Source organism: Microbispora rosea (genome assembly GCF_900156315.1).
GTDB lineage: Bacteria > Actinomycetota > Actinomycetes > Streptosporangiales > Streptosporangiaceae > Microbispora > Microbispora rosea.
In genome coordinates this window covers 85,381-103,274 of the sequence record NZ_FTNI01000013.1, presented here as the reverse complement: position 1 = coordinate 103,274, position 17,894 = coordinate 85,381, and the positions used below count along the sequence as shown (strand labels likewise).

At 72.7% G+C, this 17,894-nt stretch carries 11 protein-coding genes; 4 read left to right on the top strand and 7 right to left on the bottom strand.

Annotated elements, in window-relative coordinates; all coding sequences use genetic code 11:
* Positions 1–2: 2 nt before the first annotated feature.
* Genes BXA11_RS41405 through BXA11_RS19555 form a run of 7 tightly spaced genes read right to left on the bottom strand, consistent with a single transcriptional unit; the run spans position 3 to position 12,465 of the window.
* Positions 3–1,418, bottom strand: coding sequence for a condensation domain-containing protein (locus tag BXA11_RS41405; RefSeq protein ID WP_159454806.1), 1,416 nt, complete (start codon positions 1,416–1,418; stop codon positions 3–5).
* Positions 1,415–1,654 carry an MbtH family protein gene (locus BXA11_RS19580; protein WP_373320604.1) on the bottom strand — a complete coding sequence of 80 codons (240 nt, stop codon included), beginning with the start codon at positions 1,652–1,654 and terminating at the stop codon, positions 1,415–1,417. Before BXA11_RS19580 ends, BXA11_RS41405 begins: the two co-directional genes overlap by 4 nt.
* Before the next feature lie 16 nt (positions 1,655–1,670).
* Complete coding sequence (locus BXA11_RS19575; RefSeq protein WP_076436538.1) at positions 1,671–3,509, bottom strand: condensation domain-containing protein; 1,839 nt, start codon at positions 3,507–3,509, stop codon at positions 1,671–1,673.
* On the bottom strand, positions 3,506–3,736 hold the full coding sequence (locus tag BXA11_RS19570; RefSeq protein WP_076436535.1) for a hypothetical protein: 231 nt from the start codon (positions 3,734–3,736) through the stop codon (positions 3,506–3,508). The genes BXA11_RS19575 and BXA11_RS19570 overlap by 4 nt, the downstream gene beginning before the upstream one ends.
* Positions 3,736–5,334: a condensation domain-containing protein gene (locus BXA11_RS19565; protein WP_076436532.1), complete on the bottom strand. Its 1,599-nt coding sequence runs from the start codon at positions 5,332–5,334 to the stop codon at positions 3,736–3,738. The genes BXA11_RS19570 and BXA11_RS19565 overlap by 1 nt, the downstream gene beginning before the upstream one ends.
* Position 5,335: 1 nt before the next feature.
* Positions 5,336–6,910, bottom strand: a complete 1,575-nt coding sequence (locus BXA11_RS19560; RefSeq protein ID WP_076436530.1) for a class I adenylate-forming enzyme family protein — start codon at positions 6,908–6,910, stop codon at positions 5,336–5,338.
* Entirely contained in the window at positions 6,907–12,465 is a 5,559-nt protein-coding gene (locus BXA11_RS19555) for a non-ribosomal peptide synthetase/MFS transporter (RefSeq protein ID WP_076436527.1), read from the bottom strand. The genes BXA11_RS19560 and BXA11_RS19555 overlap by 4 nt, the downstream gene beginning before the upstream one ends.
* 568 nt (positions 12,466–13,033) lie before the next feature.
* On the opposite strand from BXA11_RS19555, the gene BXA11_RS19550 reads away from it, so the two are divergent.
* From BXA11_RS19550 to BXA11_RS19535, 4 genes are read left to right on the top strand one after another with little or no spacing between them, the layout of a single operon-like run.
* Entirely contained in the window at positions 13,034–13,957 is a 924-nt protein-coding gene (locus tag BXA11_RS19550; RefSeq protein WP_076436525.1) for a thiamine pyrophosphate-dependent dehydrogenase E1 component subunit alpha, read from the top strand.
* Positions 13,954–14,931 (top strand): alpha-ketoacid dehydrogenase subunit beta, encoded by a 978-nt coding sequence (locus tag BXA11_RS19545; protein ID WP_076436521.1) that lies wholly within the window; start codon positions 13,954–13,956, stop codon positions 14,929–14,931. Before BXA11_RS19550 ends, BXA11_RS19545 begins: the two co-directional genes overlap by 4 nt.
* Complete coding sequence (locus BXA11_RS19540) at positions 14,928–16,154, top strand: 2-oxo acid dehydrogenase subunit E2 (protein ID WP_076436518.1); 1,227 nt, start codon at positions 14,928–14,930, stop codon at positions 16,152–16,154. Before BXA11_RS19545 ends, BXA11_RS19540 begins: the two co-directional genes overlap by 4 nt.
* A gap of 4 nt (positions 16,155–16,158) precedes the next feature.
* Complete coding sequence (locus tag BXA11_RS19535) at positions 16,159–17,481, top strand: GH1 family beta-glucosidase (protein ID WP_204053732.1); 1,323 nt, start codon at positions 16,159–16,161, stop codon at positions 17,479–17,481.
* Positions 17,482–17,894 lie beyond the last annotated feature (413 nt).

The following is a 17,894-nucleotide window of genomic DNA, read 5'->3' as shown; positions in this document are numbered from 1 at the left end:
TCTCACTTCGGGAACGGGCCGCCCAGCGCGGACAGCGGGAGGTCGGGGTCGGCCCCGGCCCGCCGTACGACCTCGGCGAAAGCGCCGACGAGGCGGCGCGCCGTCGCGGGCGCGAACAGATCGCTGCTGTAGTCGAGGACACCGCCCAGCCCCTCCGGGCCCCGCCACAGGTCCATCGAGATCTCGGCCTTGGTGTGGCTGGGCGGGACCACGTAGACCTCCCGGTCGAGGTCGGCGAACCGGGTCCCCAGCAGATCGTCCTTGGGCAGGTTGTGCAGGTTGAACATCGCCTGGCACAGCGGCGGCCTGCTGATGTCGCGGGGGACGCGCAGCGCGGCCAGGACGTGCTCGAACGGCACCTCCGCGTGCCGCATCCCGGCCAGGGTCGCCTCGCGCACACGGTCCAGCAGCTCGTGGAACGACGGGTCGCCGGACAGGTCGGCGCGCAGCACCATCGTGTTGCCGAAGTAGCCGATCAGCGGCGCCAGCTCGCTGCGGGGCCGGCCGGCCACCGGCACGCCGACGCAGAAGTCGGTCTGGCCCGACGCCGATGCGAGCGTCGCCTGGTAGGCGGCGGCCAGGGCCATGAAGGACGTGCAGCGCCGCTTCCTGGCCACCTTCTCCAACGGAGTGATCTCCTCCGGCGGCAGCAGCAGCTCCTCGCGTCCGCCGCGCCCCGACCAGCGGGCCGGGCGGGGACGGTCGGCCGGAAGGTCCAGCGTGGGAGCGCCGGCCAGGCGGCTCGTCCAGTGCTCCAGGCCCTGCGTGTGGTCCCGCCGCCTCTCCTGCACGGCGAAGCGGGGATACTGCGTGGGCAGCTCCGGCAGCTCGGGCTCACGCCCCTCGCGCCCGGCGGCGTAGCACTCCGTGAGCTCGCGCAGGAGCACGTCGAGCGACCAGCCGTCCATCACGATGTGGTGCAGGACGATGCAGACGACCGCGTCGTCCTCGCCCGGCACGGCCAGGCCGACCCGCAGGGGAGGCGCGTTCTCCAGGTCGAACGGGCGCTCGACGAACTCCTTCAGCGCCCGGTCGAGGTCCGCCTCGCCGGACGGCGCGATCCTCTCCAGCGGCACCGGCTCCGGCGGCAGCACGACCTGCACGGGCGCGTCGCCGCGCAGGCGGAAGCGGGTCCGCAGCACCTCGTGCCGCTCCACGATCCGGGTGAACGCCGCGGTCAGCGCGTCCACGTCGAGCGGCCCGCGCAGCCGCATGCACCAGGGCGTGTTGTAACCGGTGTCGCCGGGGTCGAAGCGGCTGAGGAACCACAGGCGCTCCTGGCCCGGCGACAGCGGCCACTCCTGGCCGCCGGGGTCGCGCGACGCGCCCCCGAGGGAGCGCAGCAGCGCCGCCCGTCGCTCGGGGGGCAGCCCGGCAAGCTTCTCGATCAGCGCGGCGCGGCGCTCCGCGCTGGTCATCTGTCCCGGGAGCTCGGCGTCGCCGGGGCCCGTACGCTCAGCGTCTCCTGGTCGCGTACGCTCAGCGTCTCCTGGTCGCGTACGCTCAGCGGGCGCATGTCGGTCCACACCGTCTCGATGTGGTCCAGGCATTCCTGCCGCGTGCCGGCGAAGCCGGTGGCCCGCCACCCGGCGGGCGGCTCGCGGTCGCTCCACCATACGGAGTACTGCTCCTCGTCGTTGACGACCACGAGCATCGGGGAGTCGGTCATGTCACCTTCCCAAGACGGTCATTGCGGAAGACGGGGCCCGGCCACCGCCCTCGATCAGGCGGGGACAGGCGGGCCAGCCCGCGGGGCCGGCCGGCGGCGCCGCGCACAGGACGTAGTGGTGGGGGGCGAGCACGTCGGTCCGGCCGGCCGCGGCGCGCATCACGGCGCTGTGGACGGCCTCGGGCGTGTCCAGCCCGGGAGACGCGACGAGATACCCGGTCAGCCGGGCCGCCGCCCCGTCTCCGGCTCCGGCTCCGGCTCCGTCCGAGGCGTCCTCGACCACGACCGCGGCCAGGTCGGTCCCGCACGCGCGGCGCAGCAGTTCCTCGGTCGCCGGCAGGTCCACCCAGTCGTGGCCGATCGCGGTCCATCCGGTGGGGCGCGGCACCGGGTCCAGGCCCGCGACCTTCGCGACCCGGTCCAGCGGCACCTCCTCCGAGACCGCCCGGACCAGTAGTTCCTCCAGGCCGGTGAGCATCCGCCCGGCGACGTCGCCGGGCAGGAAGGCCGTGTCCACGAGCACGTAGAACTCGCAGGTGGACGGGGTCGGGCCGGTGGCGAAGAAGATCCTCGCCTTGACCTTCGAGTAGGCGCCGACGAAGAACGTGCGGGTCCTGGCCCGGAGTGTGGCGAGCGCGGCGGCGTCCCCGGGATCGACCGGCGGCAGGCCCTGCCAGCGGCCCGCCTGCCTGACGTCGTTGAAGAACGCGTCCAGGTCGATGTCGGCGCCGCGGTCCCACGCCTCCGCCTCCCACGCGGCGTGCACGAGCGCGGGGTCGTAGTGCCCGTTGCGGTAGGTCGCCATAGTTCGGCGATGTCCGTGCCGCAGCGCGTCGGCGAACGTCGCTCCGGCCCCCAGCTCGATGACGCACAGCCCGTCCTGGGCGGCGGGCCCGGCCATCGCCTCCATCCCCGGGTGGTGCCGGTTCGACACGATGAGCTGCAGCGCCGCCGTACGGTGCCCGGTGACGGCGGCCAGCAGCGCGGCGCTCGCGACCGTGAGCACGCTGGACGTCGTCACGCCGTGCCGGGCGGCCAGCGCCTCGGCGGCGACGGCCGCCGCCGGGGAGTCCATCCCGTGCCGGACGAAGCGCGGCTCCTCGGGTTCGCGCATCGGAAAGTCGAACATCGAACGCGGGGCGGACGCCAGACCGGTCCGCCAGTGCCACAACGCCTGGCCGCCGGGCGGCGAGTCCGACCGCTCGAACGCCGCCTGGTCGAGCGGCTGCCGGCCCGGCTCGGGCAGGTCCTCCCCTGCGACCAGCCGCGGCCACTCCGCCGCCACCATGTTCAGCGACCAGCCGTCGAGCGCCAGATGGGACAACGCGAGCGCCAGCACCCGCGGGCGGCCCCTCTGGCAGACGACCGCGCACCGGATCGGCAGCTCGGCCGCGTAGTCGAACCCGGTCGCGGCCAGCTCCGCGGCCAGCTCCTTGGCCGCGCTCATCGGCCTGGCCGCCGCCTCGTACACGCCCACGGTGAGCCGGCCCTCGCGGCTCACCCGCTGGACGGTGTCCTCCCCGCCGTCCTCCCCGCCTTCCCCGTCGCCTTCCCCGGCGCCTTCCCCGGCGCGGGCGAACGCCGTGCGCAGCGTCTCGTGCCGCTCGACGAGTCGGCCCACGGCGCGCAGCACGGCGTCCAGACCGGCCGCGCCGGTTACCGGCAGGGTCCAGGCCAGGTTGAAGTAGGGGTCGCCGTCGTCCAGCCACCGCGTGGAGCGCCAGATTCCCTGCTGGCCCCAGGTGAGCGCGGCCTGCCCGCCCCGCGCGCCGCGGAACTCCACGGTGCGCGGCGGCAGGGCCGTGAGACCGGTGACCTGCGCCGGCGGGCTCGCGGTCACTTCCGCTGCCCCGCGATGTGCTCGACCAGGCCGTCGAGCGTGTCGAGATGGCCGCCGTCCAGGTCGACGTCACAGTCGAACTCGACCTCCAGCAGGTCGATCAGCCGGAGATAGGCGATCGAAGTGAGACCGAGCGCGGGCAGGCTGCACTCAGCCGCCAGGATGTCGGCGACGGCCAGGTCGCCGCCGCTCGCCTTCGACACCAGCTCGGCGACGCGCTCCCGCATCACGCCTCCTCCCGCAGCCGGACGACCTCCGCCGCGATCCCGTTGATCGTCGGGTCGTCGAAGAACACGTCGAAGGACAACTCCACGTCCATCCGCTCGCGGACCTTCGCGATGATCTGAGTGATCGACAGCGAGTGCCCGCCGAGGTCGAACAGGTCCTCGTCCGGGCCGATCTCCGGCATGCCGAGCACCTCGCGCCAGATCTCGCCCACCTCCGCGAGGTACGGCACGGCGTCCGCCGCACCGCCCCGCGCCGAGGGGGACGGCTCCTCCGCACGGACGTCCCCGGCACGGGCGAAGGACGGCTCGACCGCGCCGTCGACCACCGGGGACGGCAGCGGCAGGTCGGCCACGTCGGCGTCAGGAGCGGCGGCCACCGCGCGCAGCAGGGCGAGCAGGTGATCGGCGACGCTCTCGCACCCGGAGCGGCTCAGGACGAGGGGGTTGAACTGCAGCCGGGCCGCGACGCCGTCCTGCGCGTCCACCACCTGCAGGTGCAGCGTGCCGCGCACCGCCTGGTTGAACGCCATCCAGTCCACCGACGCCTCGACGCCGGGGAACTCCGGCTCGCTCCCGTCACGCCTGCGGTAGCTGACCGACACCGGCGTCAGCGCGGTGCGCGGGCTCACGCCGCCGACGGCACGCGCGAGCGGCACCTCACGGAACCGGTACGTGGCCCGCAACTCGTCGCGTACGGCGCGGGCGAACTCGGCGAACCTCCCGGCCGGGGCGGGGGCCGGCACCGGCAGCTCGTTCACGAACAGGCCGATGTGGCCCCGCGTCTCCTCGATCCTGGTGGACAGGTCGACGGACACCGCCGCGTCCTCGTTGCCGTACGCCGCGAGCAGGGTGTGCACCGCGGCGAGCACCAGCTCGAACCGGGTGACGCCCATCTTGTCGGCGGCGACGGCGAGATCGGCGGGAAGCGCGAAGTCGACGGCGTCGCCGGCCGCGGCGCGGATCGAGACCCCGGACAGCCCGGGGAGCCGCAGGTCCTGCCGGTCGCTCCAGCGGCCGTGCCAGAACTCGGCGGCGTCGCCGAGCAGCTTGGCCACCTGGGCGTTCTCCCGCTCGACGGCCTCGCCGTACGTCAGGGGGAGGGCTTGCGACGGCAGCCCGGCGTACGCGGCGGCCAGGCCGCGCACCAGGATGTCCTTCGACATGCCGTCGAAGACGGCGTGGTGGGCGACGAAGACCAGCAGGTGCCGCTCCGGCGCGAGCCGGAACACCGTGAACCGGGCGACCGGCCCGGTCCCCAGGTCCAGGGCGAGCGACGTCTCGCGGTCGACCAGCTCGCCCGGCTCACGCCCGGCGTCCTCGAACCCGGACACGTCCTCGAACTTGATCGGCGGCGGCACGGCGGCGGGCACCAGGCGCACCACGCCGTCCCGCTCCGCCAGGGCCGCGGCCAGCTGGGGATGCGCGCGGACCACGTCGTGGCAGGCGGCCAGCAGCCGGTCCACGTCGAGGGGGCCGTCGAGACGGATGGCCAGCGGCATGTGGTACACCCGGCCACCGCAGCCCATCTGTTCCGTTATCCACATGCCGTGCTGTGCGAGGGAGGCCTGCTCCCCCTCGCCGATGAGTGTCGGTGACATCTCACTCGCCTTCCGTCGTGCTGATCACGGAGCCGCCCAGCAGCGCGGGCAGCTTCTTCTTGATGACCTTGCCTGACTGGTTCCTGGGCAGGCTGTCGACCACGAGGACCCGTTCGGGCAGCTCGTGCCAGGCCAGCCGGTCCATCAGGAAGGCGCGCACCTCACTCTCGGACAGCCCCGGGCTGCCCGCCTGCCCCGCCTGCCCTGCCTGTCTGGGCACGATCGCGGCGCCCAGCACGGAGCCCAGCACCGGATGCGGGAGCCCGAACACGGCCGCCTCGGCGATCCCCGGGTGCTCGTGAAGCGCGGCCTCCACCTGCAGCGTGGACACCTTGAACGCGCCGGTCTTCACCACGTCGCTCTCCCGGTCGACGAGGTAGAGGTAGCCGTCGGCGTCCACGTATCCGACGTCGCCCATGCGCACCCAGCCGTCGCGGAACGACCGGGCGCTGGCCTCGGCGTCTCCGTAGTAGGACCGGGTGGCGGTGGGCGACCGCATCCACACCTCGCCGGTCTCCCCGGGCGGGAGCGGGTCGCCCTCCTCGTCCGTGACGCGCAGCGACCCGCCGAACGCGGGCCGCCCCAGCGCGGCCGGCCGCGTCCGGTCGTAAATCATGATCGTCTGGGCGGGGGCGGCCTCGGTGGACGTGTAGTAGTTCGTCACGGTCGCGTTCGGGAAGGCCGCCGACAGACGTTCCGACAGAGCGGGGGGAAGCGCGGCCGCCGCCGACCCGAGCAGCACCACGCTGGACATGTCGTGCCGCTCGTGCAGCCCGGCGTCGAGCAGCTCGATCGCCATGGAGGGCACCAGGAACACGGTGCCGGGACGGTAGGTCTCGATCAGCCGGGCGAACCGGCCGGGCGTGAACCTCGCCGGGGTCAGCACGGCCGGCCGGGCGTCCAGCGCGTTGATCAGCATGGTCTGGCCGGCGTTGGTGCCGATCGGGAAGGCGTGCAACAGGTGGCGCGAGTGGGCGAACCTGCGGTGCTTGGGCTGCGTGACGCACCCGTAGGCCAGGTTGGCGTGGCTCGCGCCGACCCCCTTGGGCCGCCCGGTCGTGCCGGAGGTGTAGAGGATCTGCGCCAGGTCGCCGGGCCGCACCCGCGGCCCTTCCGGCGCCGTCTCCGGCTCGAAGCCGGCCTCCAGCTCCGCCGGGGTCGCGGTCCACGGCTCCGCGGCGCCTTCCCCGGGCCCCGGGGGCGCGGTCAGGTCCCGGCCGAGCAGCACCGCCGACGCCGCGCAGTGCTCGATCATGTAGCGCAGCTCGGCCGGCGCCAGCCGGTCCGACATCGGCACGGCCACCGCGCCCGCCTTGAGCACCCCGAAGAACGCCACGGCGAAGTCGATCCAGTCGCGGCTGCCGAAGTGCAGCGCCACCCGGTCGCCCGGGGCGACGCCCCGGGCCGCCAGCCCGGCGGCGAGCGCCGCCGACCTGCGGTCCCACTCGGCGAAGGTGAGCGTCCCGTGCCCCTCCACGATCATCGCGACGCCGTCGGGTTCCTGCTCCGCGCGCAGCCGCAGCAGCTCCGGCACGGTGAGCGCGGGCAGGCGCCGCGTCCTCGTCGTCCCCGTCATGCGTGCTCCTTCTCGCGCTCGAGGGCCGTCCCCGGGTCCGTCCGCGCGTCCGGCTGAGCGTCCGTGCGGGCGGCCGCCATGCGTTCGGTCAGCGCCTGGTAGCCGACGACGTCGTCCGGCAGGGCGTCGGGCACGTCGGTGTCGAACCGGCGCAGCACCCGGATCCGCAGCGCGACCAGCGCGATGATCGCGATCGCCACGGCGAAGCAGGCGTACATGAAACCGATCCCGCGGCCCGCGCCGGTGCCGAGCAGAGCGCCCGCCGTGCCGGCGAGCGGCCCGTCGGGGGCGAGCAGCGGCTCGAAGACCTGCGCGCCGTACGGCGCGACCAGGCCGAACCCGATCGGCAGGGTGGACCAGGCGATCAGCGTGTTCAGCGCGATGACCCGGCCGTGGAACCGTTGCGGCACCTTGACCTGGATGATCGTGGCGTAGACGCCGTTCAGCAGGGTGAGGCACAGCGACATGCCGAACGCGCCGACCGCGATGAGGAACAGGTCGGGGCGCAGGCCGGTCAGCAGGCAGAACACCGACAGGGCGAGCGTCGACAGCAGCACGCCGAGCAGCCGCCTGCGGCGCGGCCCGCCCCATGCGGCCATGGCCAGGCCGCCGAGGAAGGCGCCGAGCCCGCCCGCGAACGACACCCGGCCGACCTCGGCCAGCGTCCCGAACGACAGCACCAGCGGCGAGATCATCATGAACAGCGGGGACAGGAAGATGTTCAGCACCGCGAAGTAGAACAGCATCGCGCGGAAGCCCCGGTTGCCCCAGGAGTGGCGGATTCCGCCCATCATCTCGGCGAGCACGCTCTCCCGCCGCTTCCAGGCCATCGTCCCCGGGAAGCGGATGAGCGCGACGGTGAGCGTGGCGACGACGTAACTGGCCACGTCGATGACGAGGATGCCCTCGAGACCGATCGCCGCCATCAGCCCGACCGCGATCAGCGGCACGATGAGCTGCGCGGTGCCGGTGGCCATCTGGACGACGCCGTTGGCGTGCCCGAGGAACCGTTTGGGCACGAGCTGCGGGATCGCCGAGCCGTACGCGAGCCGTTGGAAGGTGAGCGAGACCGACAGGCAGACCAGCAGCGGATAGATGTGCCAGACCTGCAGGTTGCCGGTCCACAGCAGCAGTCCCAGCATGAGCTGGGTGCCGCCGGCGGCGGCGTCACCGGCGATCATGACCTTGCGCCGGTCGAACCGGTCGACGATGGCTCCGGCCAGCGGGGCGACGAGCATGCCGGGCAGCAGGCCGAGCACGGAGAACAGCGCGAACCTGGCGAGCGAGCCGGTGGTGAGGTAGATCCACAGCGGGATGGCGAACTCGGTCAGCGCGGAGCCGGTCATCGAGACGAGCTGTCCGGCCGCGACGACGAGGAACCGCCGCATGCTGGGCGGCGGGCCGACGCGCACCCGCGTGCCCTCCGCATCGTCCCTACCGTCCACGCCGTCCCGCGCCCCGCTCGCCTGGGCCCCGGTCTCGGCGGACACGGTATGGGCCCGGCGCGAGACGCCCTGCAGCCACCAGGTGCGGCCTTCGTCCCGTTCCATCCCCTCCGTACGCCCGGAGGCGAGCGCATGGTGGGTGCCGGTGACGATGTCGGCCAGCTCCTCGTTGCGATAGCGCAGGAAGAAGTGCCCGGCCTCGTCGAGGACGACGCACGCCGTCTCCTCTGACAGGCAGTGCCACTCCTTGTAACGTTCCTGGTAGAACTCGGCCGCCGGGTCGCGTTCGCCGACCACGGAGATCACCGGCGCGCGCAGCGCCGGGCCGTCGCCCTCCTCGAAGATCCGCGTGAAGTACCGCTCGGCGGCGCGGGTGCCCTCGCGGCGGTTCTGCACGATGAGTTTGACCTGTTCCCGGCCGAGGTCCTCCACGTCGAGCCCGGCCGCGGTCAGGGCGTTGACCCGCTGCTGGTCGCTGGTGAGGCGGTCGAAGAAGGCCCCGAGCCAGTTCAGGCCGCGGCCGGGACGGGCGAAGGGGAACACGCCGCCGAGGTACAGCGCGTCCACCGTGCGGCCGTCCGCCTCCAGCCTCCGGGCCATCTCGGCGGACAGCATGACGCCGAGGCCGCAGTGGCCGTACAGCACCAGCGAGCCGCCGTTCCTGTCCATGATCTCGGAGATCTCGGCCACGCAGTCGAGAACGACCTCGTCGAACGGCCGGGCCTGTTCGCCCAGCTCGTGGCCGGGCACGGCGACCGAGTAGAGCGCCCAGTCGTCCGGCAGCGCGTCGGCGAGCGGCTGGTAGACCACGGCGCTGCCCCCGCCGTACGGCACGCACACCAAAGTGGTGGTGGCGGTCCTGGCGGGGGTGAGCCGGTGCAGCAGGGAACGCGGCACGTCCCCCTCGGCGGTGAGCAGCCGGGCCAGCTCTCGGACGGTGCGGTGCTTGAACACGTCGAGCACCGTGATCTGCCGGTCCGGATGCGCCTTGCGCAGCCGGGCGATGACCCGCATCGCCAGCAGCGAGTGGCCGCCCAGGGCGAAGAAGTCGTCAAGCGCCCCCACGCGCTCGACGTCCAGCACCTCCGCCCAGACGCGGGCCACGTCCTCCTCGGCGCCGGGCGCCGGGGAGACGTATTCGGCCGCCGGCACGTCGGCCTCCGGCTCGGGCAGCCGCGAGCGGTCCACCTTGCCGTGCGACTTGAGCGGCAGCTCGTCCAGCCAGGCGTAGCGCGAGGGGATCATGTACGCGGGCAGCCGGTCGGCCAGCCATGCGCGCACGGCCGCGGTGTCCCCGGCCTCCCCGGCGGCGGGGACGAGGTAGGCGACGAGCTGCTCGCCGCGCGGCTCGACCACGGCCTGCGCCACGTCCGGATGGTCGGCCAGCACCGACTCGACCTCGCCGAGCTCGACCCGGTAACCCCGGATCTTCACCTGCAGGTCGCGGCGGCCGAGGAACTCCAGGTCGCCCGAGGCGGTCCAGCGGCCGAGGTCGCCGGTGCGGTACATACGCGACCCGGGCGGGCCGTACGGGTCGGGGAGGAACCGGTCGGCTGTCAGGCCCGGCCGGTTCAGGTAGCCGCGGGCCAGCCGGTCGCCACCGAGGTAGATCTCCCCGGGCACTCCCGCCGGCACCGGCCGCAACCGCTCGTCCAGCACGTACGCCCGCGCCCCGGGCAGCGGCGAGCCGATCGGCAGGCTCACGCTCGCCTCCGCCGGGCCGTCGGGAGCGGGCAGCCGGGCGACGTCGTAGGTCGTCACGCCCACGGTGGCCTCGGTCGGCCCGTAGTGGTTGACGACCCGGCAACGGCCCGTCGCCGCCAGCTCGGCCGCCCAGCCGCGCGGAGCCGCCTCGCCGCCGAGGAGCAGCAGCTTCCTGGGCAGCAGGTCCTCGGGCCCGGCGTCGGCGAGCAGCGCGGCCAGATGGGACGGCGTGATCTTCAGGTAGTCGATCCCGGTCCGCCGGAAGATCTCCGCCAGCTCGGGACCGGCGGTGCGCGAGGGCACCAGGTGCAGCGTGCCGCCGGTCATCAGGCACAGGTAGAAGACCGTGACACCGAAGTCGAAGGCCAGGGACTGGAGCAGGGCGAAGGACGAGCCGGGCTCCACGCCCAGCCGTTCGCGGACCCCGGCGAGGTAGACCAGGACCTCGTGGTGCTGCACCGCGACGCCCTTGGGCCGCCCGGTGGTGCCGGAGGTGTAGATCACGTACGCGAGGTCGCCCCGCGCCGCGGGCTCCATGGCGTCACCGGGCTCCGGCGCGTCCTCCCCGAGGTTTACGGCGGTGACGTCATCGGGGAGCCGGTCGCGCAGGTCCGGGGTGGTCACGACGATCGATGCCGCGGCGTCGGCCAGGACGTACTCGAGCCGGCCGCGCGGGTGCTCCGGGTCGAGCGGCAGGTAGGCCGCGCCCGCCTTGAGCACGCCGAGCACCGCGACCGCGAGCCCGGTGGACTGCTCCAGGCAGATCGCCACACGGTCGTCGCGCCGCACGCCGAGCCCGCGCAGCCGCCGGGCGAGCCGGTCGGCCGCCGCGTCCAGCTCGGCGTACGTGAGCGCCTCGCCGCCGCACACGACGGCGGTCGCGGACGGGGTGCGGGCCGCCTGCGCGGCGATCACCTCGTGCAGCGACGACGCCCCGCCGAACGCGTCCGCGGCGGGCGCCAGGGCCTCGGGCGCCGCTCCCGCGAAAGCGAGCACGCGGTCGCGCTCGGCCGCCGGAAGCAACTCCAGGCCGGACACCCGGGCATCGGGATCGGCGACGATCGACCTGAGCAGATGCTCGAAGCACTCCGCCAGGCGCGCGATCGTGGCCGGCCGGAACAGCTCGGTGCGGTAGGTGATGTTGCCGTGCAGGCCGTCGCCCTGGTCCATCAGGTAGAGCGCGAGGTCGAACCGGCTGGCGGTCACCTCGAACGGGTATGCCGACATGGTCAGGCCCTGGGTGCGCAGCGGGGCCGACCGGTAGTTCTGCAGCGCGAACATCACCTGGAACACCGGCGACCTGCTCACGTCGCGCTCGACGCCGAGCTCGCCGACCAGCCGGTCGAAGGGCAGCTCCTGGTGGGCGTAGGCGTCCAGCGCCGTCTCGCGCACCCGGCCGAGCAGTTCGGTGAAGGTCGGGTCGCCGGACAGGTCCGCCCGCATCGGCAGCGAGTTGATGAAGAGCCCCACGACCCGCTCCAGCTCCGGCAGGTCGCGTCCCGACACGGGCGATCCCACCGCGAAGTCGTCCTGGCCGGAGTATCGCGCGAGGAGCACCTGGAAGGCGGCGAGCAGCGTCATGTACAGCGTCGCGCCGTTCGCCCCGCCCAGCGCCGTGAGCGCGTCCGCAAGCTCGCGGTCCAGCACGATGCCGTGGGCGGCCCCCGCGGAACCCTGCTCTGGCGGGCGGGGCAGGTCGGTCGGCAGTTCGAGCGGCGGCAGCCCGGCCAGCCGCTCCCGCCAGTAACGGATGTCGTCCTCGTGGGTCCGCCCGCGTTCCCAGAGCGCGTAGTCGCCGTACTGCACGGGCGGGTCGGCGAGACCGGCCTCGGTCCCGGTCCGGTACGCCTCGTGCAGGGCGAGCAGCTCCTCCACCAGGATGTCGCACGACCAGCCGTCGGTGACGGCGTGGTGCATGGTCAGGAGCAGCACGTGCTCGCGGGCGGCGAGCCGGACCAGGAGCAACCGCAGCAGCGGGCCTGCCGCCAGGTCGAACGGCCGGTCCAGCTCCGCCTGGACCTCCTCCCGCACGGTGGCGGGGTCGTCCGATTGCGACAGCCGCAGCTCCACGACGGGCTCGTCGTCCAGCACGATCTCCGGCGTCCCGTCGTCGGTGGTGACGAACCGGGTGCGCAGGCTCTCGTGGCGCCGGGCCACCTCGATGAGGGCGCGCTCCAGGGCCGCGTCGTCGATCTCACCGCCGTCGAGCCGGACGGCGAAGGCGACGGTGTAGGCGGTGGTGCCCGGGGCGTACTGCTCCAGGAACCACAGGCGCTCCTGCGCGTGTGAAAGCGGCGGGTGGGTGCCTACCGGCCGCGGCGGCACGGTGACCCTCGCGGCTTTCCCGGCCCTGAGGCGCTGCGCCAGCAGCGCCTGCTTGGCCGGTGAGAGGCCGGTCCGGGTCACGACGCCGGCACCTCTGTTGAATTTTGTATTAAGAACATGGCATTCCTTTGTGCGCTCTGCGCCCCGGACGCCGGCGATTCGATGCGAAGACGCGGACGACCAACGGTCCGGCGACGGAATCACCGCCGGAGAGCTTCCATACTGGTGCCTGGGGCGGCGCGAATCCATGCCGCTCGCGCCGTTAACCCCCAATTTCGGACGCAGTAGTGGGAACGCTCCCACGGCAGTGGAGGCTAGGGATCACGGCTTTCGTTCGTCAAGAGTCATGGAAGTTTCTGTCCGTTATTAGCCCCAAGACGGGGAATGTGAGGATATTGCCGCAGATCACGGACAATGCGGTCGTAATCTCCCAAATTAGCCGTATGGCCAGGGATTGACACGGCCCCTTACCGCACTTACGCTCCGTGGGAGCGCTCCCAGGCAGGATGCTCCTGTCGATGGGTGCTGGCGCTCCTGTCAATGGATGCTGCTGCTCCTGTGATGGATGCCGCGGTGCTCCTTTTCCCTGGCAGCGGGGCCCGCCGTCGAGCGCGCCCTCGACCAGAGACGCACCAGGAGCCGACCACCTGTGATCGTCACCGCTGCACCGTCCCGGAGCCCGCGGCATGCTCTCAACGACGCGGACCTCCGCTCACTCCTGCTCATCCGGCACTTCGAACGCGCCCTGCTCGGCCTGTTCGAGCAGGGTGTGCTGAGCGGCACCACCCACACCTGCCTCGGGCAGGAGTACATCCCGGTCACGCTGTCGGCCCTGCTCCGCGACGACGACTTCGTGTTCAGCAACCACCGGGGGCACGGCCACTTCCTCGCCCGCCATCCCGACCCGCACGGCCTGCTCGCCGAGATCATGGGGCGGGAGGGCGCGCTGTGCGGGGGCGTCGGCGGCAGCCAGCACATCTACCACCGGCGCTTCCTGTCGACGGGAGTGCAGGGCGAGAGCCTGCCCGTGGCGACCGGGGTGGCCCTGAAACTTGCCGGCACGGGAGCGCTCGCCTGCGCGTACATCGGTGACGGCACCTGGGGCGAGGGCGCCGTCTACGAAGCGCTGAACATGGCGTCCCTCTGGCGGGTGCCGCTGCTCGTCGTGGTCGAGCACAACGGCATCGCCCAGTCGACCCCCACGTCCGCGCAGATGGCGGGCACGATCGCCGCCCGGGCGGCGGCCTTCGGGGTCCGGCACCACCACGTCGGCTCCACCGACGTCGGCGAGATCAGGCAGGCGCTCGCCCCGCTGGTCGACGCCGTGCGGGCCGAGCCGTCCCCGCTGGTGGTCGAGTTCGCCACCCACCGCCTCGGACCGCACAGCAAGGGCGACGACACCCGCCCGCCGGAGGAGATCCGCCGGGCCGCGGAGTCCGACTGGTACGACCGGTACGCCGAGGCCGATCCCGAGCGGTTCGCCCGGATCGACCGGGAGCAACGAGAGCTCGTCGAGCGCGTGGTCGCGGAGGTCTCCGCCCGCCCCCACGCCCGGCCGGGGGGAGCGGCGTGACCAGGGTCTCCGAGCACCTCAACCAGGCGCTGCACGATCTCATGGAGTCCGACCCCTCGGTCCACCTGCTCGGCGAGGACGTCAGCGACCCGTACGGCGGCGCGTTCAAGGTCACCCGCGGACTGTCCAGCCGGTTCGGCTCCCGGGTGAGGTCCACACCGCTGAGCGAGGGCGCGATCGCCGGGGTCGGGGCCGGGCTGGCCCTCGCCGGCGACAAGGCCATCGTCGAGATCATGTTCGCCGACTTCGTGGCGCTGGCCTTCGACCAGATCACGAACTTCGCCGCCAAGTCCACCTCCATGTACGGCAGGCCCGTGCCGGTGCCGCTCGTCGTGCGCTGCCCCACCGGCGGCAACCGCGGCTACGGCCCGACCCACAGCCAGAACCCGCAGAAGCACTTCATCGGCGTGCCGGGGCTGTCCCTGTTCGAGATGACCCCGTTCCACGACGCGGGCGAGCTGTTCGCCCGGATGTTCGGGCTCGGGCGGCCCTGCCTGTTCTTCGAGGACAAGGTCCTGTACACGCGGCAGATGTACCGCACGGACGACCTGTTCCGGTTCGAGCTGGTGGACGACGTGGCGCGGGTGCACCTCGACGGCGCGGGCCGGCCCGACTGCACGCTGGTCACCCACGGCGGGCTCGTCCACCGGACGCTCGACGCCATGCGGGCGCTCCTCCTGGAGGACGAACTGGTCTGCGAGTTGCTGGTGCCCGCCCAGCTCTACCCCGTGCCCCGGCTGCCGGGGCTGGAGGACGCGGCGCACGTCTGCGTCGTGGACGACGGCGCCGAGGGCGGCACCTGGGCGGCCGAGGTGGCCACGGCGCTCTACCCGCGCCTGTGGGGCCGCCTGCGCCGCCCGATCACGTTGATCAACTCGGCCGACGGGGTGATCCCCGCCGCGCCCCATCTGGAACGCGAGGTGCTCGTGCAGGCCGACAGCATCCGGGCCGCGGTGAGGGAGGCGCTCTCGTGACCGAGTTCCGGGTGCCCAAGCTCAACAACAACGACACGTCGTACGTCCTGGTCGAGTGGCTGGCCGAGGACGGGCAGGAGGTGCGGGACGGCGATCCGATCGTGCTGCTGGAGACTTCCAAGGCGACCGAGGAGGTCGAGGCCCCGGCGGACGGCGTCCTGCGGCGGCTGCTCGCCGAGGGGGCCGAGTGCGAGCCGGGGCAGGTGATCGCCCGGCTGCTCGCGAGCGCGGACGAGCCGCCCGCGGAGACCACGGAGACCCCGGGCGCCGGCTCGGGCGGGAATCCGGGCGAGCCGCAGGCCTCGACGCCGCCCGGCGACGTCTCCGGCGTGATCGTCACGGCCCCCGCGCGCGAACTGATCGAGGCGCACGGCATCGCCATGGAGCGGGTGTACGCCCTGGGGCGCAAGGTGATCAGGCGGACCGACGTCGAGGAACTGCTCGGCGCGCGGGAGCCCTCCCCCGCCGTCGCGGACGACGCCGCAGTGGAGGACGACGCCACAACGGGGGACGACGCCACAACGGGGGGCGACGACGCGCAGTGGATCACGCTGTCGCGGGCGCAGCAGCGCACGGCCGAGGTCGTCGAGCGGTCCCGGCGCGAGATCCCGGCGGCCTTCACGGCGATGAACGTCGACGTGACCGAGGTCCTGTCGCTCGCCCGCGACCTCACCCGCCGGCTGCGCACCCTCGTCGGCCTGCCCGAGATGGTGGTGAAGGCGGCCGGCGGGCTGCTCGACCGTTTCCCGATGTTCTTCGCGCAGCCCGGCCCCGGCCCGCGGGCGAGAAGGGCCGCCACCGCCGACGTGGGCGTGACGGTCGACGTGGGCCGAGGGTTGTTCATCCCGGTCGTCCGCGACGCGGGCAACCGGCCGCTGGCCGAGATCGCCGGCGACCTGGTCGGCTTCCGCAAGACGGCGCTCACCGGGTCGTTCCGGGAACGCGACCTCCAGGGGGGCGCGATCACGCTCACCCTGCACACGCACGACGGCATCGTGTTCGCCGTCCCGATCGTCTTCCCCGGCCAGACGTGCGCGCTGTCGCTGACCGCGCCGCGCACGGAGGTCGTCCAGGACGGTCCAGGCTTCGCCGTACGCAAGACCGCCACAGTAGGCCTCGCATACGACCACCGTTACATCAACGGTCGCGATGCCGCGGAGTTCCTCGGCGAACTCCGCACGGCGCTCGAATCACCCGCGCGTTTCCTCACCGAGAATGGATGAAGCCATGAACTCACCCGCACGGTTTCCGGCCGACTTCGTCTGGGGGGCGTCCACCGCGGCGTACCAGATCGAGGGCGCGACGACGGAGGACGGTCGCGGGCCCTCGGTGTGGGACACGTTCTGCGCGGTCCCCGGCAACGTACGCGACGGCGACAGCGGAGAGCACGCCGCCGACCACTACCACCGCTACAACGAGGACCTCGATCTGATCGCCGATCTGGGCCTGGGCAGCTACCGGTTCTCCATCGCCTGGCCGCGGATCCAGCCGACCGGCTCGGGCAAGCCCAACCAGAAGGGCCTCGACTTCTACCGCCGGCTCGTGGACGGGCTGGCCGAACGCGGCGTCCGGCCGATGGCCACGCTCTTCCACTGGGACCTGCCGCAGGAGCTGCAGGACCGAGGGGGCTGGGAGAACCGGGACACCGCCGAGCGCTTCGCCGAGTACGCCGAGATCTGCTTCGACGCCCTGGAGATCGGGGACTGGCTGACGATCAACGAGCCCAAGACCGTGGTCGACTGCGGATACCGCTTCGGCAGCCACGCGCCGGGCTTCAAGGACGACGCGCGCGCGTTCGTCGCCTGCCACCACCTGCTGCTCGCCCACGGCCTCGCCTCGCGGGTGCTGCACGAGCGGCACCCCGGACGCCGCATCGGCCCGGCGCTCAACCTGCACCCGACCTACCCGGCCGACGACACGCAGGAGGCGCGCGAGGCGGCCCACCACCAGGACGGGCTGGAGAACCGGCTCTACCTGGACCCCGTCTTCAAGGGCCGCTACCCCGAGGACACGCTGCGCTGGATCTCCGAGCGGGGCCCGATGGCCGACCACATCCTCGACGGGGACCTCGGCGTCATCAGCGAGCCCATCGACGTCCTGGGCGTGCAGTACTACACCCCGGTCTTCGTGGACGGCAAGGGCGAGCGGGTCTTCCGGCACGCGCGGGCCCAGGCCGAGTGGCTGGAGATCTACCCCGAGGGCCTGCACGACATCCTCGTCCGGGTGCAGCGGGACTACCCCGGGGTCCCGATGATCGTCACCGAGAACGGCCTGGCCGTCGTGGACGGAGTCGACGCCGACGGCCGCGTGCGCGACGACCGCCGGATCGCCTACCTGCGCGACCACCTGAGCGCGATGCACCGCGCCATGGAGGCCGGCGCGCAGGTCGAGGGCTATCACGTGTGGTCGCTGCTGGACAACTTCGAGTGGGCCGAGGGATACAGCCAGCGGTTCGGCATCGTGCACGTGGACTACACGACGCAGCAGCGCACTCCCAAGGACAGCGCGTTCTGGTACCGCGACGTCGTGAAGAGCGGCGAGCTGCGCTGACACCCACGCGGGCCCGCGCGATTCGAATGAGCGGCACCCGATGAACAGCACCCGATGAACAGCAGCCGATAAACAGCACCAGATAAAACGCTCGGCGAGCAGGCCCGGTGAGCGAGGCGATCTCGCGCCGCGCACCGGGCCGCACCCATGCGCCGGACTCGGCCTGCGGGCGACCCACGGCGCCCCACTCCGTCCGAATGGAGTGCGGCGGTGCGATGACGGCTGCGCGGAATTGCTGAAACTTTCAGCGCGCAATGGTGGGCGATCGCCCATGCACGTGCACGCAAGGACCGGCGTGCGGCAAATCGGTGCCGTTATACCGATCTACGCGATAATCCCGCGAATAAGTTGACGCGTCAGCCGAAAAGACTTAGCTTTACCCGAAGTGGGAGCGCTCCCACTCTCCTCCCACC